The following is an 18,182-nucleotide window of genomic DNA, read 5'->3' as shown; positions in this document are numbered from 1 at the left end:
CCACGGGGTTGGTGACCAGAGCCGCGCCTGGCACCGGGTGACGTGAAGCGATGGTCACATACGTAGTGACATAGTAGATTGATGGAGTGAAGAGTGCAGTGGCCGTGTCCTGCCAGGGACCACGGTCGAGGTGGAGCCAGCAGCATGAAGCGCCGCCGACGGGTCGACTGGCCCGCCGATGGATTGCGGCGGCGCTGCTGCTGGCGCTGGGCTTGGCGGCGTTGGCCTTGGTGGTGGCCGACCCAGCCGCCGCTCACCTCCCGGGCATCGCAGACGTCTAGCTGGCGGCGGGAAACACTGAGTTGTGACAACGATTCTAGCGCGATGATGTCGTGCGGCATGGCCTCGAGTGCGCCAACACTGTCGGGAAGCGGTTCGGCGCGGTGAGCCGCTCAGGCGATGCAGATCAGCACGCCTGAAAGTGACAGCGTGACGATCGCTAACGGAGTGGCAGCCATCGCCGCTACTGCACCACTGAGGGTGATTTGGCTCTGAATCCGGGCGAACCGTCGCGGTGGGTCCGATAACCGCTCGGCGCGGGCGAGCACGGCGATATTGGCGGCGGCCATACCGTGCGCCGGGGTGGCGGCGCCTGAGAGGGTCAACAAGCCCGCGAGCAGCGGCTGACGCCCGTGGCGACGAGCGGCCGCATCGTCGGCGCACATCTCCAGCAGAGAGCTTATTTGGCTAGCTGCGCTCGCGACGAGTCCGCATCTGGGTAGCGCGGCGGTCAGGCCGCGCGCCGCGGCGACTACGTAGGCGTGTCGTCCGTCGAGGTGCGCACGCTCGTGGGCAACGACGGCCGCCAGTTGGGTTTGATCGAGTGCGGCCAGAGCTGCGGTGGTCACCACGATCGCCGGTGGGCGGCCCGCCACGCAATAGGCCGCAGCCTCGGAAGCGTCGATGACCACGACGTCGTTCCCGTACGACCTGCCGACCAGTCGCACGGCGTCGGCGTGTGCGAAGGTGTGGGTGCGCATGGATCTCAAAGCTCGGCCGAGTCGCATGGCGACGGCGACGAGACTCCCCGCGGCGATGGCGAGTGCGACGGTTGCAACGATTCGGGCCGGCCATCCGGCGTGGCCGACGAGAATGGCGCGGAGCCGCTCCAGGCATGAGACGAGCAGCGCGTCGGGGCTGTCCCAATGTCCAGCGGCCTCGATGAGAAGCATTGCGATGGCGGCGATCGAGCAGGCGATTACCGTCAGAACGGCGGTGGTCCAAGCGGCTATTGCAAGGCGTGGAGCGCCAGCATCGGCGGTGATGTGCGTCAACAGCTTCGGTCCGATGGCCAGGACGCCTACGACGTACAGAAGCAAAGCCGCCGCGACGGTCATCGGCGACCACCTGACTGGCGGGCGAGCCGGCGCAGCGCAGCGCGCAAGTCAGCGGATTCCTCCGCGTCGATCTGCGCCACGAAATGGCTCAGGACCGCCTCAGATCGACCCCCGCCGCTCAGTGCCTCGAGCATGAGTCGCGCACTGTGCTCCTCGCGCGTCAAGGTTGGCCGGTAGCGGTATGCCTTCCCGTCACGTTCACGCGACAGCCACCCCTTGCTGTGCAAGTTGTCCATCGTCGACATCACCGTGGTGTAGGCGATGTGCCGTTCGGCGCTCAACTCGTCGAAGATCTCTCTGACCGTGGTGTGAGTTCCGGGGTCACGATTCCAAAGGCGATCCATGATCGACGCCTCGAGTTCTCCGAAGCCACGCACCCGCGCCATGATCGAACCTCCTGAATTGGTCAGTAGGTAGTTTACGGGGTCGATCGGCGAGTAGGGCGCTGAACTGGACCCATGGTGTCGACTCGAACACGGCGGCGAGCCAGGCGCAGCGATGATGCGACTGGTGTCAAGTCAGGAGCTGAGCTGATAATTCTCAGCTTCGGACAGGTGTCGCGATGCTGCTGGGTTCCGACGCCGGGCCGTCGACCCCTCACCGCCCGACCTCCCCCCGAAAGCTATTACGACATGACGGTGCTCGTCGCGAGCAGGTCGGGCGACGGCCTAGCCGTTGGCCACACCCCGCTGCCGCAACCAGGCCATCGGGTCGGTCTTTTCCGACCCGCTGCGGTGAACCTCGAAGTGCAGGTGCGGCCCGGTCGAATTGCCTTTGTTGCCCATGGTGGCGATCTGGTCGCCAGCCATCACTCGCTCGCCCGTTTGCACCATGGTGGTGTCGATGTGACCGTAGAGCGTGACCGTGCCGTCCGTGGCACGAATCTTGACCCACATGCCGAAACCGGGTGTCGGGCCGGAGGCGATCACCTCGCCGTCGGATGCGGCGTAGATCGGAGTGCCGACGGCGTTGGCGATGTCGAGTCCGGCGTGCAGGGTACCCCACCGAGCTCCGAAGCCCGATGTCAGGATGCCGCGGGTGGGAAAGGCGACCTGTGGCCGCCGAAGTCGCGCCTCCCGCTGTGCCCGCTCTTGGGCGAAAGCCGTGCCATTGGCCAGTTCCTGTCGATGGATTCCGGCATCGAAACCATTCGCCACAGGGACGATCTGCATCCCCGAGGCATCGGGATCAGGGAGTGCAGCTGGGGACGCCGCAGTGTCGGCGACCAAGACTGGCTGCGGCGCCTCGGTGGCGTCGACGGCTGCGTTCGCGGCGGCGGCCACCGCGCCAGCGGCGATGGCCGTGATCACCAGCCTGCTGTGCGTCGCACCGGTGGACTCGGGGGTCCGTCGGTGCGACCCGGCAGAAGCGCGGACGGTGGCGCCCGACGGTGTCCGGCGAGCCGGCCGTGCGCCTTTCTTTGCACGAGCCCGGCGTACGGAGATCGGTGTGGTCGACTGGGTTCTACTCGACGCGCCCGGCGGTGGGAGCAACAAACGTGGCGACTCATCAGCCAAGTCGTTGAGGTCGTCGAGTTCGGGTGCGCTCAACACCTCGAAGTCGATGGCGAACGGATCGCCGGGACGGCTGGCCATATCTGGCAACGCGCCGAACTCTCCAAAGGCAATGATCTCGGTGACGTCGGAGGCCCCACGGTTGGCCGGCGCGTCTGATCGCGCGCTCCGCCGGTGATGCACCACTTCGAGACGATCCTTTGCCGTTACCGGTTCGTTATCTGGTTGGCGAGACGCTAACCGAACACCCGCGAATGGGCAAGCCACCAGCCGCCGTCCTACGCTCCAGCCCACATCGCCACTGGCGTCGATGGGTTGGGGCGCAAGCGGTTTGATCGAAACCTACGGAAGAACGCGAACATCGTATTGACCTCGTACGTACGTAGTAGAACAAGAATTGAACGCGGGTGCGAGCGCGCGGCACGCGCTCCGGCGGGACAGCCGTCGCCGTGCGATGTGGCTCACCGACGGGGTCGGCAGTTTCGGCTACGCAGGCTAGTACTACCTAGCTCAGTAGGTTAAAGTACGTATTTAGTCAGTAGATTGCAGGCGCGGTTCTAGATCGTGGGAGGACTTTATGGTTGCCAATGCGCCACCGGCCGGGGAACTGGAGGCACGCCGCCCCTTTCCTGCCCGGGTGGGTCCCAGGGGCAACCTGATCTACAAGTTGGTGACCACGACCGATCACAAGTTGATCGGCATGATGTACGTCGTCACCTGCTTCGTGTTCTTCTTCGCCGGCGGTCTCATGGCGCTGTTCATCAGGACTGAACTCGCGGTGCCGGGTCTGCAGTTCCTGTCCAACGAGCAGTACAACCAGCTGTTCACCATGCACGGCACGGTGATGCTGCTGTTCTACGCGACCCCGATCGTGTTCGGGTTCGCCAACCTGGTGCTGCCGCTGCAGATCGGCGCCCCGGACGTGGCGTTCCCGCGCCTCAACGCGCTCTCGTTCTGGCTGTTCCTGTTCGGCGCGCTGATCGCGTTGGGTGGCTTCATCACCCCCGGTGGCGCGGCGGACTTCGGTTGGACGGCCTATACGCCGCTGTCGAATGCCATCAACAGTCCGGGAGCCGGCGCCGACCTGTGGATCCTCGGCCTGATCGTCGGCGGGCTGGGAACGATCCTGGGCGCAGTCAACATGATCACCACGGTGGTCTGCATGCGGGCCCCGGGTATGACGATGTTCCGGATGCCGATCTTCACCTGGAACATCCTGGTGACGTCGATCCTGGTGCTGCTGGCCTTCCCGCTGCTGACCGCCGCCCTGTTCGCGCTAGCTGCCGACCGCCACCTGGGTGCGCACATCTACGACCCGGCCAACGGCGGTGTGCTGCTGTGGCAGCACCTGTTCTGGTTCTTCGGCCACCCCGAGGTGTACATCATCGCGCTGCCGTTCTTCGGGATCGTCAGCGAGATCTTCCCGGTGTTCAGCCGCAAACCGATCTTCGGATACACCACGCTGATCTACGCGACCATCGCGATCGCCGCGCTGTCGGTGGCGGTGTGGGCGCACCACATGTACGCCACCGGCGCGGTGCTGCTGCCGTTCTTCTCCTTCATGACGTTCCTCATCGCGGTGCCCACCGGGATCAAGTTCTTCAACTGGATCGGCACCATGTGGAAAGGCCAGTTGACGTTCGAGACACCGATGCTCTTCTCGGTGGGCTTCCTGCTGACGTTCCTGCTCGGCGGTCTGTCGGGTGTGCTGCTGGCCAGCCCTCCGATCGACTTCCAGGTCACCGATACCTATTTCGTCATCGCGCACTTCCACTACGTGCTGTTCGGCACCATCGTGTTCGCGACGTATGCCGGCATCTACTTCTGGTTCCCGAAGATGACCGGACGTCTGCTCGACGAGCGCCTGGGCAAGCTGCACTTCTGGCTGACGTTCATCGGCTTCCACACCACCTTCCTGGTGCAGCACTGGCTCGGTAACGAGGGCATGCCGCGCCGCTACGCCGACTACCTCCCTGCCGACGACTTCACCACGCTGAACATCGTGTCCACGATTGGCGCGTTTATCCTGGGTCTGTCGGCGCTGCCGTTCGTGTGGAACGTGTTCAAGAGCTGGCGCTACGGCGAGCCGGTCACCGTCGACGACCCGTGGGGTTACGGGAACTCCCTGGAGTGGGCCACCAGCTGCCCGCCGCCGCGGCACAACTTCACCGAGCTGCCCCGGATCCGTTCGGAGCGCCCGGCGTTCGAGCTGCACTATCCGCACATGGTCGAGCGGATGCGCGTTGAGGCCCACGTTGGCAAGGCCCACGGCCCCGACGACGGTGACGTGACGCGCCTCGACGACGCGCAAGTGCGCACCTAACCCGGCTTCGCGAATGATGGTGAAGAGCGCGCGCTATCTATGCCTGATGGGCGGCAACCGACGAGACGCTTGCAGGCAGACGCAGATTCGACCGCCGGTCAGGCCTGGGCCGGCTGGTGGAACGCGCTGGCGGATTACATGATCCGGGGAGACTTCGAGATGGCCGAGGTGATGTGGGAGGCCGCCGAACCCTGCCTTTCGGCGGCGCAGCGTTTGGCGGCACTCACGGCGCCACACGCCGGCGAGCCGAGCCTGGCCATATTGGTGGTGGTCACCGCCTTGTCCCGCAGCGGCCACGCCCTGCCGTCCGACCTGCACGTGGAGTTCCACGACTGGTTGCGTCAGCATCTAGGTGCAGCGTCGCACGCCGAGTGGTCCCTTCTCGAACTGCGCGTCATGGCGGCCGACGTGAAGGCGACTGCCGACGTGGCCATGATCGACGGACGTTACGGCGACGCGACCCTGTGCTACTTCGTTCTCGACGACGCTGGTGTGGCGGATGCCTCCCAGGAACAGCAAGCCGACGCGTTGAAGAGATGGCTTTTGGCCAACCGGCCGAGCCCATCGCTCCGAACGGACATGCGCCTCAATGGATTCGGATATCTCCTTGAGGACCTCGAACCTCCGCCATGCGCCGGGCCAGGCACGCAGTGACCGTTTGCGGGTCGCGGCAGCCGACCGCCGGCCGGATCGAACGGTGTGAAGCGACATCGGACTCGCCGACACGATCGCACGGAGGTGAGAGCGGAGGCAGACGAGTGGGGTTGTGGTTTAGCTACGTCACGCCGAGAGCCTTCAACGGCAACATGAGAATCCCGTCGTGAACGCAGTTGGCACACGGGTATCGCTGGCGCTTTATTCGGACTGGGCGTACACGTCGGCGATGGTCGGACTGGTTCTCGCGTTGTTGGTGCTGGCGGCGACGTTTGCGAACAGCCGGAGTCAGGCACTCGAGAGGTCTACGGCGTCCGTGGGAATAGCGCCCGACAGCCCACGTCCGGGTGTCGTCGCCGACGTCCCGAGGCGGTCGGTCGTGGAACGTGCGGAGCGTGCTGGAGTTGCCCTCGTCGTCGTGGGTGCATGGTTCCTGCTGGTGTGCATCGTGCTGCGTGGCCTGGCCACCTCGCGCGCGCCGTGGGGCAACATGTACGAGTTCATCAACCTGACCTGCTTTTGTGGGTTGGTGGCGGCGTTGATCGTGTTGCGGCGTCGTGATCTTCGGCCGCTGTGGGTGTTCGTCCTGGTTCCGGTGCTGATTCTGCTCGCGGTGTCGGGCAAGTGGCTGTATACCGACGCCGCGCCGGTCATGCCTGCGCTGCAGTCGTATTGGTTGCCCATTCACGTGTCGGTGGTGAGCCTTGGCTCAGGGGTGTTTCTCGTCGCCGGTGTGGCGAGCATTCTCTTCCTAGTGAAGACGTCGCGGCTGGGTGACCCCGGGCGCGAAGGACTATCTGCGGGCGTCGTGTCCAGGTTGCCCCATGCGCAGGTCTTGGACCGAATCGCCTACCGCACCACCATTTTCGCGTTCCCGGTCTTCGGGTTCGGCGTCATCTTCGGCGCGATCTGGGCCGAGGAGACGTGGGGACGCTTTTGGGGATGGGACCCCAAGGAGACGGTGTCGTTCGTCGCGTGGGTCGCGTACGCGGCGTATTTGCATGCCAGGTCCACCGCGGGGTGGCGTGACAGGAGGGCTGCATGGATCAACGTGGCCGGCTTCGTGGCGATGGTGTTCAATTTGTTCTTCATCAATTTGGTGATTGCTGGGTTGCACTCGTACGCCGGGGTGGGCTGACACCGGGGCCACAGCGTGCGCACGTACCCAACAGACCCATCTCATGTCGCCGACGTCATGACCGCGGCTGAACTGACGACTCCCGCGGTGTCGTGTCAACGACTATGTTGACCTTCGCCCCACCTCGGACGGTCACGCGTACCGGTTCGGGGCCCCCGGCGCCTACCTCGATGGGCACCAGGGCGTCCGGATTCTACCGTCATGACCTCGACGGCCTGCGCGGCATCGCCATCGCCCTGGTCGCGGTGTTCCACGTGTGGTTCGGTCGGGTCTCCGGTGGCGTCGACGTCTTTCTCGCGCTGTCCGGATTCTTCTTCGGCGGCAGGCTGCTGCGCGCCGCCCTCACCCCGACCGCATCCCTGGCACCCGTACCCGAGATGCGCCGCCTGGTCCGGCGCCTGCTCCCCGCGCTGGTGGTAGTGCTCGCCGCGTCTGCGGTGCTGACGATCCTCGTCCAGCCCGAGACCCGGTGGGAGACGTTCGCCGATCAAAGCTTGGCGAGCCTCGGCTACTACCAGAATTGGGAGCTGGCGAGTACCGCGTCGGACTACCTGCGCGCCGGCGAGGCGGTCAGTCCGCTGCAGCACATCTGGTCGATGTCCGTGCAGGGCCAGTTCTACATCGCATTCCTGCTGCTGGTGTTCGGCCTAGGCTTCCCGTTGCGCCGCCTCCTTGGCAGGCACCTGCGGATCTGCCTCGTCGGTCTGTTGTCGGCGCTCACCATCGCCTCGTTCGTCTACGCGATCATCGAGCATCAGGCCGACCAGGCCACCGCCTACTACAACAGCTTCGCCCGGGCCTGGGAGCTGCTCCTCGGTGCGCTGGCGGGGGCGCTGGTGCGCCACGTCCGGTGGCCGATGTGGCTGCGGACCACCGTCTCGGTGATCGCGCTGGCAGTGATCCTGTCGTGTGGCGCGTTCATCGACGGCGTCGCGGAGTTCCCCGGACCGTGGGCGCTGGTGCCGGTCGGGGCGACCATCCTGTTCATCCTCAGCGCCGCCAACCGCGCCGCCGATCCGCGTTTCGCCAGCGGCGACGGCCGGTTGCCGCTGCCCAACCGCCTCCTGGCCACCGCACCGTTCGTCTCCCTAGGCGCGATGGCCTACTCGCTGTACCTGTGGCACTGGCCACTGCTGATCTTCTGGCTCGCCTACAGCGGACACACCCAGGCCAACCTGGCCGAGGGCGCGGGTGTCCTGCTGGTCTCCGGTGTGCTGGCCTGGTTGACCACCCGCTTCGTCGAGGACCCGCTGCGGCTGCGCGCCACGAGTGCGCAGAAGGCCAAGTCCGCCGTGCCGCTGCGCACCCGGCTGCGCAGGCCCACCATTGTGCTCGGCTCGATCGTCACCCTGCTGGGCGTGGCCCTGACCGCGACGTCGTTCACGTGGCGCGAGCACATGACGATCCAGCGCGCCAACGGCAAGGAACTGTCCGGCCTGTCGTCTCGCGACTATCCCGGCGCGCGAGCGCTGATCAACAACGCCAAGGTCCCCAAGCTGCCGATGCGGCCCACGGTCCTCGAGGCCAAGGACGACCTGCCGCAGAGCACCACCGACAACTGCATCAGCGACTTCGCCGACCCGAGTCTGCGCGAGTGCACGTACGGTTCCGAGATCGCGACCCGCACCATCGCGATGGCCGGCGGCTCGCATGCCGAGCACTGGATTACCGCACTGGACCTGCTCGGCCGACGCCACGGCTTCAAGGTCGTGACCTACCTCAAGATGGGCTGCCCCCTATCAGCAGAGCGGGCGCCCCGCATTCCGGGGTCGGGAGAGCCGTACCCGCAGTGCTTCGACTGGGTCCAAGCCGCCATGCGCGAGATCGTCGCCGATCGGCCAGATTACGTGTTCACCACCGTGACACGACCACGGGACACCCGGCCCGGTGACGTCATGCCAGAGGCATACCTGCCGATCTGGCAGGCGTTCGCCGACAACGGGCTCAAGGTGCTTGGCATGCGCGACACACCTTGGCTGGTCCGCAACGGCGACCCCTTCGTTCCGAGCGACTGCCTTGCCAACGGCGGCGACGCGACGACGTGCGGCACGCCACGAGCACTCGTCCTCGACGACGTCAATCCCGCTGCGAATCTCCCGAAACGTTTCCCGCAGATGAACATGATCGACATGAGCGGCGCGCTGTGTCGATACGATTACTGCCGAGCCGCCGAAGGAAACATTCTGATCTACCGAGATTCTCATCACCTGTCGGCCACGTACGTACGCTCCTTGGCGCCAGAACTCGGGCGCAGGATCGGTGCTGTGACCGGATGGTGGCCCTAGCTGAGTCCTGACGCGCGCACTTCGGCGCCTCCCAGCTACGGGACAGCCTGACCTCGGAGACGCCGACGGGTGCGCCAAGCATCGAGGTGAGCGCACCACGGGTCGTTCTCAAGTGAGGCCGTCAGGGCTCCCTCGCTGCCGGCGTTCTTTCCGAGCGGTTCACGCTTCCCACCCCGCACACTCGAACCATCGCGACGCCACCAACAAGTACTATGTAGCTACGTAGGTGATGCGGCCGCGGAAACAGTTCTCATGATTCCGTTGCGGCGGCCGACACTAGACAGGGGGGAGAGGCCTCGCCGTTGGCAGGCCCAGGGCACGGCATATGCAGCTGATCCGGGGCGGTGCGGAATCAACACGACGGGCCGCCGCTGACGGCGAGATGGTCAGTGCCCTCGTTGAGTGGGCCGTGGCGCGCGGGTGGACGGCGCGGACCAGTCCCGATGGGTGCTGTCACTTCTACGACCCCCAGGGTGAACCCCCAGGGTGAATACGTCGCCTACTGGCCGTCGAAGATTTCCACGAGCCCCGGTCACCGTTGGTAGACGTTTGGGCTCCGATCATTCGTAGATGTGCCGGCATCGCCTCGCGACGCAGACAAGAGCGTCGCTACCCCGCTGCGTGCGGGCGCTGGCAGCGCTGCTCGCTGTCGGTGACGGCCGAGCGAATCTGCAAGTCCGAATTGTCGATTTTCACCACTAGGCCCGGCCATCGGAGTGTTGCGCGCAGGCAAGGGTTGACGAGTCATATGCATACATGCGTATTATTGCATGCATGACAGATCGCGACGGTGGGACGGTGAGCCGGCGCGGCGCCGACGGCATGCGCGCTAATGAGACTCTGGCACTCGACCTCGCAGCGCTGCTTCCCGGTAGCGACGAGCGCTGCACTGACCGGCTGACGCGCGGCCTGGGGGACGATGGAGTTATCGAACGGGTCCACGTCATCGATGGCGACACGTCGGAACCCCGCCTGTGCGTGCACTACGACGCCGAGGCTGCCACCGCAGCAGAAGTGCAGCAGCGGGCTCTGCGGGCGGCCGACACGATCAGATCGACGTATGGGCACCTGCGGTGGTTGACCACGGGCACTCATGACGATGAGGCGCTGCGAACTGCGCTCGTCGACACGCTGTCTTCGATTCCTGGCGTCGTCGCCGCAGCGGCGACACCAGATTCAGTCGAGCTGGAGTTCGAGCGGACGACGGTGACCGCCCAGGAACTCGTAGACGTGATCGCCGCGCAGGGTGCGCCGTCGGGGAGCGCCGCGGACGTCGACGCCGCCGTCGCGCACGACGGAGACGGCGCCGACCATCAGCACGGTCACGGCGGGATCTTCGGCGAGCGCACCGAACTGGTCTTTGCGGGACTGGCGGGCGCCCTGCTACTCACGGGCTGGTTATTGGCCGCCTTCGCCGATACGCCGCGTTCGGCCGAGGTGGTGGTCTACGGCCTGGCGTTTTTCTTCGGTGCGTTCTTCACGGTGCAGGAAGCCTTTGCCAGTGTGCGGCAGGGCCGGTTCGAGATCGACTTCCTCATGCTCGTCTCCGCTGCGGGTGCGGCGGCGCTCGGCGAAGTCGCCGAAGGCGCGCTCCTGCTGTTCCTCTTCAGCGTCGGACACGCACTCGAGGGCTATGCGATGGGCCGGGCTCGCCGGGCGATCGAAGCGCTCGCCGAACTCGCCCCCAAGACGGCGCTGGTGCGGCGCGGCGGCACGGGCGACACCGTTGAAGTGTCCGTCGCGGACCTGCGCATTGGGGACATCGTCGTTGTGCGCCCCAACATGCGTCTGGCCGCAGACGGCTTCGTCGTGGCAGGCAGCAGCAGCATCGATCAAGCCCCGGTGACCGGGGAAAGCGTCCCCGTTGACAAGATCCCGGTTTCGGACGTGGCGGCAGCCGCGGCGTCACCCGAGCTCATCGACGCGGCATCACGGGTGTTCGCCGGCACCATCAACGGCGCCGGCGCCATCGAGGTTCAGGTGACTCGGCTCGCCGGTGACTCCACCCTGGCCCGAGTGGTGCGTCTGGTGGCCGAGGCGCAAACCAAGACCACTTCCACGCAGCGCTTCACCGACCGGTTCCAGCGCATCTTCGTGCCCGTGATCCTGGTGGGTGTGGTGCTGCTGCTCTTCGCCGGGTTCGTGGTCGACGAGCCGTTCACTGACACGGTGTACCGGGCGCTTGCCGTTCTGGTGGCGGCCAGCCCGTGTGCGCTGGCGATCGCCACGCCCAGCGCGGTGTTGTCGGCGGTAGCGCGAGCGGCGCGGGCCGGCATCCTGATGAAGGGCGGTGCCGCGTTGGAGGAACTTGGCCGGGTCAGCGTGCTGGCCTTCGACAAGACCGGCACCCTCACCGAGGGGCGGCCCCGGATCGCCGATGTCTGCGCCACCGCAGACAGCGACGACGCCGAACTGCTGCGGATCGCCGTTGCCGTTGAGGAGCAAAGCGACCATCCGCTCGCCCGAGCTATCGTCCGCGACGGCCGCGAGCGTCTCGCCGGGGCGGTAACACCCCGCGCGACCGACGTCCGTGCCGTGATCGGCCGCGGCATCGTCGCGTCCGTCGAGGGGGTCGAGGTCTGCATCGGCAAGACCGAGTTGTTCACCGACGCCGCTCAGCCCCCGCCGGCTGAGCTGGCGGCCGAGGTGAATCGTCTCGAACAGGCGGGCCGCACGACGATGCTCGTCCGCGCGGGCGACCGCTGGTTGGGCGCGATCGGATTGATGGACCTTCCTCGGCCGGAGGCGTCGGCGGTCATCGCGCGTCTTGCCGCACTCGGCGTGAAGAACACCGTGATGCTGTCGGGGGACAACCAGCGGGTGGCCGATGCCGTCGCCGCCGAAGTCGGTGTCGCCTACGCCCGCGGCGATCTGATGCCCGAGGACAAGGTGGCCCAGATCGCCGCCCTGCGGGAACGCCACGGCCGCGTCGGGATGGTCGGCGACGGCGTCAACGACGCGCCCGCAATGGCCGGCGCGAGCGTGGGTATCGCGATGGGGGCGGCGGGCTCCGACGTGGCGTTGGAGACCGCTGACGTTGCGCTGATGGCCGACGACCTGCGCGCGTTGCCGTTTGCGGTGAGCCTGAGCCGCCGCTCCTCGCGCGTCATCAAGCAGAACCTGTGGGCAAGTCTCGGAATCGTCGCGGTCCTCATCCCGGCGACGGTCTTCGGCCTGGGCATCGGTCCCGCCGTGCTCATCCACGAAGGCTCGACGCTCATCGTCGTCGCCAATGCGTTGCGCCTCCTCGGGATGCCTATGCAGTCGGTCACCCCAGCAGCGCCGCGCGTTGAGCGTGCAGAAGAGACGCCATGACGATCGACCCGTCCGGTGCCGCAGATGAATTCGAGCATGCCGACGTGAACACGGTGGTCATTTTCGTGGACATCGCTGGGTTCACTGCGTTCACCGAAACCCACGGTGATCATCGCGCTGCCGAACTGGCAGATCGGTTCGCCACCACAGCTGCCAGGGTCCTCGGGCCCGGCGACGACATGGTCAAGACCCTCGGCGATGCCGTGATGATCACCAGTTCGGACCCCACCGCGGCGCTGGCCTTCCTCCGGCGACTCCACGACGAGACCAGTCGCATCGACGGCTTTCCATTGTTGCGCGCCGGCCTCTGTGTTGGGCCGGTGGTGAAGCGCCGCGGAGACGTCTTCGGGTCGACGGTCAACACTGCAGCCAGACTGGCCGCCGTCGCCCGGCCAGGCCAGATTGTCGGCAACGCCGCGGCCGCGGCCGCGCTACGGGGAACCGACCTCCTGGCGATGACGTCGTTGGGCCCGCTTCGGTTGCGGAACGTCGGTGCCCTGGTGGAAGCGTTCGCCCTCGACGTCGGAACCCGCCACCAGGAGCACGTCGATCCGATATGTCGGATGCACGTTACGACAGACGCCCAACCGTTGACGATCGCGCACGAGGAAGACACTTACCGGTTCTACTTCTGTTCGACGGCCTGTTTACGCCAATTCGCGCGTCGCGTCGGTGAAGTGCGCCCGCCCTCTGGCGATGAGGACCCGACGCCGACCACGCAGTCGTTCGTCGGTGAAATTGCGGCGCACTTCGGCGCGCTGGCGTCCTCACCGCGCGGGCGGAATGCCGAGTCGACCTCACCTCCGTCAACCTCCTCGTAGAGGGCGGAAGATGACGTCGTGTCACGAATAGTGTTCGCCGACAACGTTATTCGCTTCAGGACCTGACCGGTCACCCGGTGGCGGGAAACGGACCCGCTGCTCATCGACACCCATCGCCGAGGGACGGTGGTTTCCTCGATAAGTCGCCGACATGGATCGTGTGTCGTGGCGTGAGCGCGCGTCATACTGGCGCTGCCGCGTTCGATGAAACCACCGACGGCCCTGGACGAGGACAGGGCCGTCAGCATCGTCTGTGCGGGATGGCGCTGCCGAGGACCTCTATGGGTACCGGGTTACGATCGGTGGGGAGCGCGTTTGGTGATGTGGGTGACGATCGCGCTCTTGGTCTTGCGCGCGCGGTCTTGCGAAGGTGCCGAGCGGGGTGCGGCGTGTGACCGCTGGGCGTTTCTGGCTTGGACGTCAGATCTGCCAGTCCTGGGCTCCGTCATTTTCGTCGTAGATGCCGACGGAGTTCTTGACGACGACCGGGTCCCCGCTGCCGAAGTTGTCGTAGAACCATTGCGCATTGGCTGGACTCAAATTGGGGCACCCGTGGCTGACGTTGCGCTTGCCCTGATCGGCGACTGACCAGGGCGCGCCGTGAACGAAGATGCCGGCGTTGTTGATGCGCACCGCGTCTTTGACCTTGAGCTTGTACCCCTCGGCTGCGTCGATCGGCACACCGTAGGTGGAGGAGTCCATCACCATGTCCGCGAACTTCTCGAGCACGTAATAGGTGCCGTTGGGTGTTTCGTATCCCGGCTTTCCCAAGGACACCGGCATGGTCTTCTCCAGTGTGCCGTTGCGCATGACCTCCATTTGGAGGGTGGCGTTGTCAATAGTCGCCACCAACGAGTCGCCGGTGCGGAAGCTCGATTTCGTGCCGCTGGCATCGATGCTGACCGTGGTGTTGGCGGGCCAGAAGTCGATGGGCCGCCATCTGAGTTGAGTCGCGCTCATCCAGTAGAACTTCCCGGGAACCGCGGGGGTGGAGGAGATGTGGACGGCTTGTTCAGCCAGCGTGCGGTCGGCGATGGGCCGTTGGAAATTGATGATGATGGGTTTGGCGACGCCGACCGTCGAGCCGTTCGTCGGGTTGAACGTGGGGGGAGCAAAGACCGGTGGGCCGAGGTAGGGCGCCGGGTTCTGGCCGGCGGGTGTGTCTTCGGTAGCCGTCGGCGATGGGCCGGGAAAAGTGCCGGATAGCGGTGGGAGGAAGGGATTCGGCGCTGCCGAGTCGGGGACCGTGAGGGGGTCGCCGGGTGCGGGCACGGGTATCTGTGGCTCGGCGGAGGCCGACGGCGCCGTCAGCACGGTCACAGCCGCTAGAGCGGTCGTCATCATGGCCAAGATTTGCCTGGCTGCCGAGCACCGCATACGGGCCTCTCCGTTCCACTGGTCGCCCACCGATGCTCGCGGCGGCTGACGACGATTTGTTGCTACGTAGTTTAATAGTAGATGATGTGGCGTCTCGGGCGCCGCAGTGTGGCTGCGGAACTGCGTCGTCGATGCGTGAATTCGGAAACGGTGGATGCGGAGGGTGTCGGACTTCGTGGATGGTGTCACCGCGATCGCTACGTCTGGTCACGTGCTCCTCGCGGTGTTCGTGTCGGCGTTAGCTGGGTTGGTGTCGTTCGCGTCGCCCTGCGTCGTACCTCTCGTACCCGGGTATCTGTCCTACCTGGCCGCGGTGGTTGGCGTGGATGATGACCAGGCGCGTGCCCAGCCGCCGGGCAGGGCACGTCTGCGGGTGGCAGGGGCCGCGGGGTTGTTCGTTGTCGGGTTCACGGCGGTGTTCCTCATGGGAACCGTCGCGATTCTGGGACTGACGACGACGATTATCGCCAATGGGGTGCTGTTGCAGCGCATCGGCGGAGTCGTCACGATCGTGATGGGTCTGGTGTTCATGGGTTTCATCCCTGCGCTGCAACGCGACGCGCGGTTTACGCCCACGTCGTTGTCCACGCTGTGGGGTGCGCCGCTCCTGGGGGCGGTGTTCGGGCTGGGCTGGACCCCGTGTTTGGGCCCGACGCTGACGGGTGTCATCGCTGTGGCATCTGCCACCGAAGGGCCCAACGTCATGCGCGGCATCGTGCTCGTCGTCGCCTACTGTGTGGGTCTGGGCGCTCCGTTCGTGCTGTTCGCGCTGGCATCCGGACGGGCAATGAGGGCACTGGGCTGGCTGCGACGAAACGCTCGGCGAATTCAGGTCTTCGGCGGCGTGCTCCTCGTCGCGGTCGGCATCGCCCTGCTGACCGGGCTGTGGAACGAGGTGGTGTCATGGGTGCGCGATGCGTTCGTCAGCAACACCACACTTCCGATATGACGCAGTCGCTTTCGAGCCCTCCGCGCCGTCGCTCTTTCCGAGGACACCTGTGCTGATCGTCAAGCGCCGAGGCGGTCATGGCGAATCGACCGCGGGATCGGAATGGGGACGGTGATGGCCACGTCTGCTGCCCCCCGACGCTGGGTCGTGCGGGCTGTGTTGCTCGGGGCTGCACTGCTAGCGGGCGTTACCGCTGCCGCGATCGGCGCCCAGGCACTGCCCGAGGCGCTGGCGGTGACCGGGCTGAGCGATCCCGGGCCGATCACCACCTACGGGCTGTCCTTCCTGCGCGCCGCCGGAGAGATCGCTGCGATGGTGGCGATCGGACACTTCCTGTTCGCGGCGTTCCTCGTTCCGCCGCAGGCAAGTGGAGTGCTCGGCGTCGACGGGTACCGGGCGCTTCGGATCGGCGCTGCCGCTTGCGCGATCTGGGCGATGTGCGCTGCGCTGTTGGTGGCGCTGACGATCTCCGACGTGTCGGGGGTGCCGTTGACCGAGCTCACACCGCTGGACATATGGTCGGCGGCCGACCTCGTCGAAACCACCGCGGCGTGGCGCACCACCTCGATTCTGGCAGCGGTGGTCGCGGTAGCGAGCCTGCCGGTGCTGCGGTGGTCGTGGACGCCTGCCCTCCTGGCGGGCGGCCTGGCGACGTTGATGCCGCTGGCCGTGACAGGGCACTCCTCGTCGGGCGGCTCACACGACATCGCGACCAACAGCCTGATCATTCACCTGGTTGCCGGGACATTGTGGGCCGGCGGATTGCTGGCGCTGCTCGGGCACGCGCTGCGCGGCGGCAGCCACACCGACATCGCCGCCCGGCGTTTCTCGGGTCTGGCGCTGTGGTGCTTCGCGTCGATGGCCGTGAGCGGATTCGTCAACGCGGCGGTCCGGATCGACGTGTCGACCATCTTCGACAGCACCTACGGGCTCCTCGTCGTGGGCAAGGTGACAGCGCTGGCCGGCCTCGGTGTGATCGGCTGGCGACAGCGGCGGTCGTCGATCGTTGCGCTGCAGCGTGATCCGACGTCGCGCCGACCGCTGCTGCGGCTCGCACTCACAGAAGCCGCCCTGTTTGGCGTCGCAGTCGGCCTGGCGGTCGGGCTCGGTCGCACGCCACCGCCGCCCGTGACGCGCGAACCCGTTCCGGCCGAGGCTGCGCTCGGCTTCGACCTCACCGAGGCGCCGACGATCGCGCGGGTGTTCGTCGAATGGCGGTTCGACCTGATCTTCGGCACGGCGGCGGTCGTCATGGCCGGCATCTACCTTGCTGCGGTGTATCGGCTGGCTCGCCGCGGTGCCCCGTGGTCGACGCGGCGCACCGTATCGTGGCTGATCGGCTGCGTCGTTTTGCTGTTCGCCACGTCGTCAGGACTCGGCATGTACATGGCGGCGATGTTCAGCATGCACGCCGTCGCTCAATTGGTGCTCACAATTGTGGTGCCGGTGTTGCTCGTGCAGGGCGCACCGGTGACCCTCGCGCTGAGGGCCTTGCGGGCAGCCGAACCCAATGCGGTGCCGGGGCCACGCGAATGGCTGGTCAGCGCGCTGAATTCGTCACTGCTGCGTTTTATCGCTCATCCGTGGACGGCGCTGACGCTTCTCGTGGTGGGCCTGTACGGGCTCTGCCTCGAAGTGGTTCTCGATGCTGCCGTAAGCGAACATGCCACGCACATGCTGATGATCGGGTACTTCCTGCTCAGCGGTGCACTGTTCTTCACCGCCGTCGGCGGCGTCGAGCCGCTGGTGCCACGGCCGATGCCCAAGCGGGGCCGGATCGCGATGCTGTTTCTCGCGCTGTCGCAGTTCATCATTGCCGGGGTCGTGGTGATGAACATGCGTGAGGTTCTCGGTGGCGCCTTCTACCGCTCCTTGAAACTGAGCTGGCATGCGAACTTGCTGGGCGACCAGCGGCTGGGAGGTCAAGTGATTGCCGCCGGCGGGGTTGTGGCAATGCTGGCGGTGCTCGCGGTACTGATCGCGCGGCGCCGCCGCTCGACTGCGATCGAGCAGAGGACGGCTGCGCCGAGCCTGGGCTCATGACGACGAGGACCGCATTGTTGGCATAGCGGCTGCAGCACATTGGTCTCGGGCTAGGCGCGTGCGCGGCCCCGACCCGGTATCGCGCAATGTTCTCGCCCGTTCACAGGGACGCCCTTCTCCCTTTCGGGCCATGCCCAGGCCGCCGGATTGTCCCGTCTGCGGTGAGAGCTCGGGCGCCGACCACAGCACCCTCGAGCCGTGTTCGTCAGGATCCGGCAGTCGGCCGATCAGATGACGCGGGGCGTGGGGTGCGGGGCCCGGCCGCCGCATCATCATCATCATCATCCGAACCAGTGCAGCTGGCCAACCGCTTGCATCTCGGACTGATGGTCGCCCACCACGCAGAGGCGATTCGAGATGGCGCGTACTGAGGTCGAAGCGAGATATCACCGCGACGGACCGACTTCGCGCAGAAGGCATCTCCCT

13 protein-coding genes are annotated in these 18,182 nt (G+C 66.2%); 9 read left to right on the top strand and 4 right to left on the bottom strand.

Annotation, left to right across the window (positions count from 1 at the left end):
• Positions 1 to 86 precede the first annotated feature (86 nt).
• The gene (locus tag G6N49_RS10205) at positions 87 to 281 is read left to right on the top strand and encodes a hypothetical protein (protein ID WP_131810920.1); all 195 of its coding nucleotides are present in this window, start codon (positions 87 to 89) and stop codon (positions 279 to 281) included.
• A 111-nt stretch (positions 282 to 392) separates the two neighbouring features.
• Here the strand turns inward: G6N49_RS10205 and G6N49_RS10200 are convergent, their stop codons facing one another.
• From G6N49_RS10200 to G6N49_RS10190, 3 genes are all read right to left on the bottom strand, one after another.
• Positions 393 to 1,337, bottom strand: coding sequence for a M56 family metallopeptidase (locus G6N49_RS10200; protein ID WP_064872598.1), 945 nt, complete (start codon positions 1,335 to 1,337; stop codon positions 393 to 395).
• Complete coding sequence (locus G6N49_RS10195; protein ID WP_064872600.1) at positions 1,334 to 1,723, bottom strand: BlaI/MecI/CopY family transcriptional regulator; 390 nt, start codon at positions 1,721 to 1,723, stop codon at positions 1,334 to 1,336. The genes G6N49_RS10200 and G6N49_RS10195 overlap by 4 nt, the downstream gene beginning before the upstream one ends.
• A gap of 282 nt (positions 1,724 to 2,005) precedes the next feature.
• Positions 2,006 to 3,037 carry a M23 family metallopeptidase gene (locus G6N49_RS10190; protein ID WP_064872602.1) on the bottom strand — a complete coding sequence of 344 codons (1,032 nt, stop codon included), beginning with the start codon at positions 3,035 to 3,037 and terminating at the stop codon, positions 2,006 to 2,008.
• 391 nt (positions 3,038 to 3,428) lie between these two features.
• Here G6N49_RS10190 and ctaD point away from each other — a divergent pair, with 391 nt between their 5' ends.
• The 6 genes from ctaD to G6N49_RS10160 all read left to right on the top strand — a co-directional run bounded on the left by ctaD (position 3,429) and on the right by G6N49_RS10160 (position 13,387).
• Positions 3,429 to 5,174, top strand: a complete 1,746-nt coding sequence (ctaD, locus tag G6N49_RS10185; RefSeq protein WP_064872605.1) for an aa3-type cytochrome oxidase subunit I — start codon at positions 3,429 to 3,431, stop codon at positions 5,172 to 5,174.
• Positions 5,175 to 5,243: 69 nt separating this feature from the next.
• On the top strand, positions 5,244 to 5,828 hold the full coding sequence (locus G6N49_RS10180; RefSeq protein WP_225892154.1) for a hypothetical protein: 585 nt from the start codon (positions 5,244 to 5,246) through the stop codon (positions 5,826 to 5,828).
• A 166-nt stretch (positions 5,829 to 5,994) separates the two neighbouring features.
• Positions 5,995 to 6,966, top strand: a complete 972-nt coding sequence (ccsB, locus tag G6N49_RS10175) for a c-type cytochrome biogenesis protein CcsB (RefSeq protein ID WP_064872607.1) — start codon at positions 5,995 to 5,997, stop codon at positions 6,964 to 6,966.
• A gap of 104 nt (positions 6,967 to 7,070) precedes the next feature.
• The gene (locus G6N49_RS10170; RefSeq protein WP_064872610.1) at positions 7,071 to 9,251 is read left to right on the top strand and encodes an acetyltransferase SucT; all 2,181 of its coding nucleotides are present in this window, start codon (positions 7,071 to 7,073) and stop codon (positions 9,249 to 9,251) included.
• 756 nt (positions 9,252 to 10,007) lie between these two features.
• The gene (locus G6N49_RS10165) at positions 10,008 to 12,566 is read left to right on the top strand and encodes a heavy metal translocating P-type ATPase (protein ID WP_064872613.1); all 2,559 of its coding nucleotides are present in this window, start codon (positions 10,008 to 10,010) and stop codon (positions 12,564 to 12,566) included.
• The gene (locus tag G6N49_RS10160; RefSeq protein ID WP_064872615.1) at positions 12,563 to 13,387 is read left to right on the top strand and encodes an adenylate/guanylate cyclase domain-containing protein; all 825 of its coding nucleotides are present in this window, start codon (positions 12,563 to 12,565) and stop codon (positions 13,385 to 13,387) included. Before G6N49_RS10165 ends, G6N49_RS10160 begins: the two co-directional genes overlap by 4 nt.
• A 420-nt stretch (positions 13,388 to 13,807) precedes the next feature.
• On the opposite strand, the gene G6N49_RS10155 is transcribed toward G6N49_RS10160, so the two are convergent.
• Entirely contained in the window at positions 13,808 to 14,764 is a 957-nt protein-coding gene (locus tag G6N49_RS10155; protein WP_064872618.1) for a L,D-transpeptidase, read from the bottom strand.
• A 175-nt stretch (positions 14,765 to 14,939) separates the two neighbouring features.
• Here G6N49_RS10155 and G6N49_RS10150 point away from each other — a divergent pair, with 175 nt between their 5' ends.
• Together G6N49_RS10150 and G6N49_RS10145 are read left to right on the top strand one after the other, a co-directional pair.
• Entirely contained in the window at positions 14,940 to 15,713 is a 774-nt protein-coding gene (locus G6N49_RS10150; RefSeq protein ID WP_179959968.1) for a cytochrome c biogenesis CcdA family protein, read from the top strand.
• A gap of 114 nt (positions 15,714 to 15,827) precedes the next feature.
• A complete protein-coding gene (locus tag G6N49_RS10145) occupies positions 15,828 to 17,756 on the top strand; it encodes a bifunctional copper resistance protein CopD/cytochrome c oxidase assembly protein (RefSeq protein ID WP_064872674.1) in 1,929 nt (642 codons plus the stop codon).
• The last annotated feature ends 426 nt before the right edge of the window (positions 17,757 to 18,182 follow it).

The organism is Mycolicibacterium monacense (assembly GCF_010731575.1).
Classification (GTDB): Bacteria; Actinomycetota; Actinomycetes; order Mycobacteriales; family Mycobacteriaceae; genus Mycobacterium; species Mycobacterium monacense.
The sequence above is the reverse complement of the archived record's forward strand: the minus strand, read 5'-3'. Positions and strand labels throughout refer to the sequence as shown.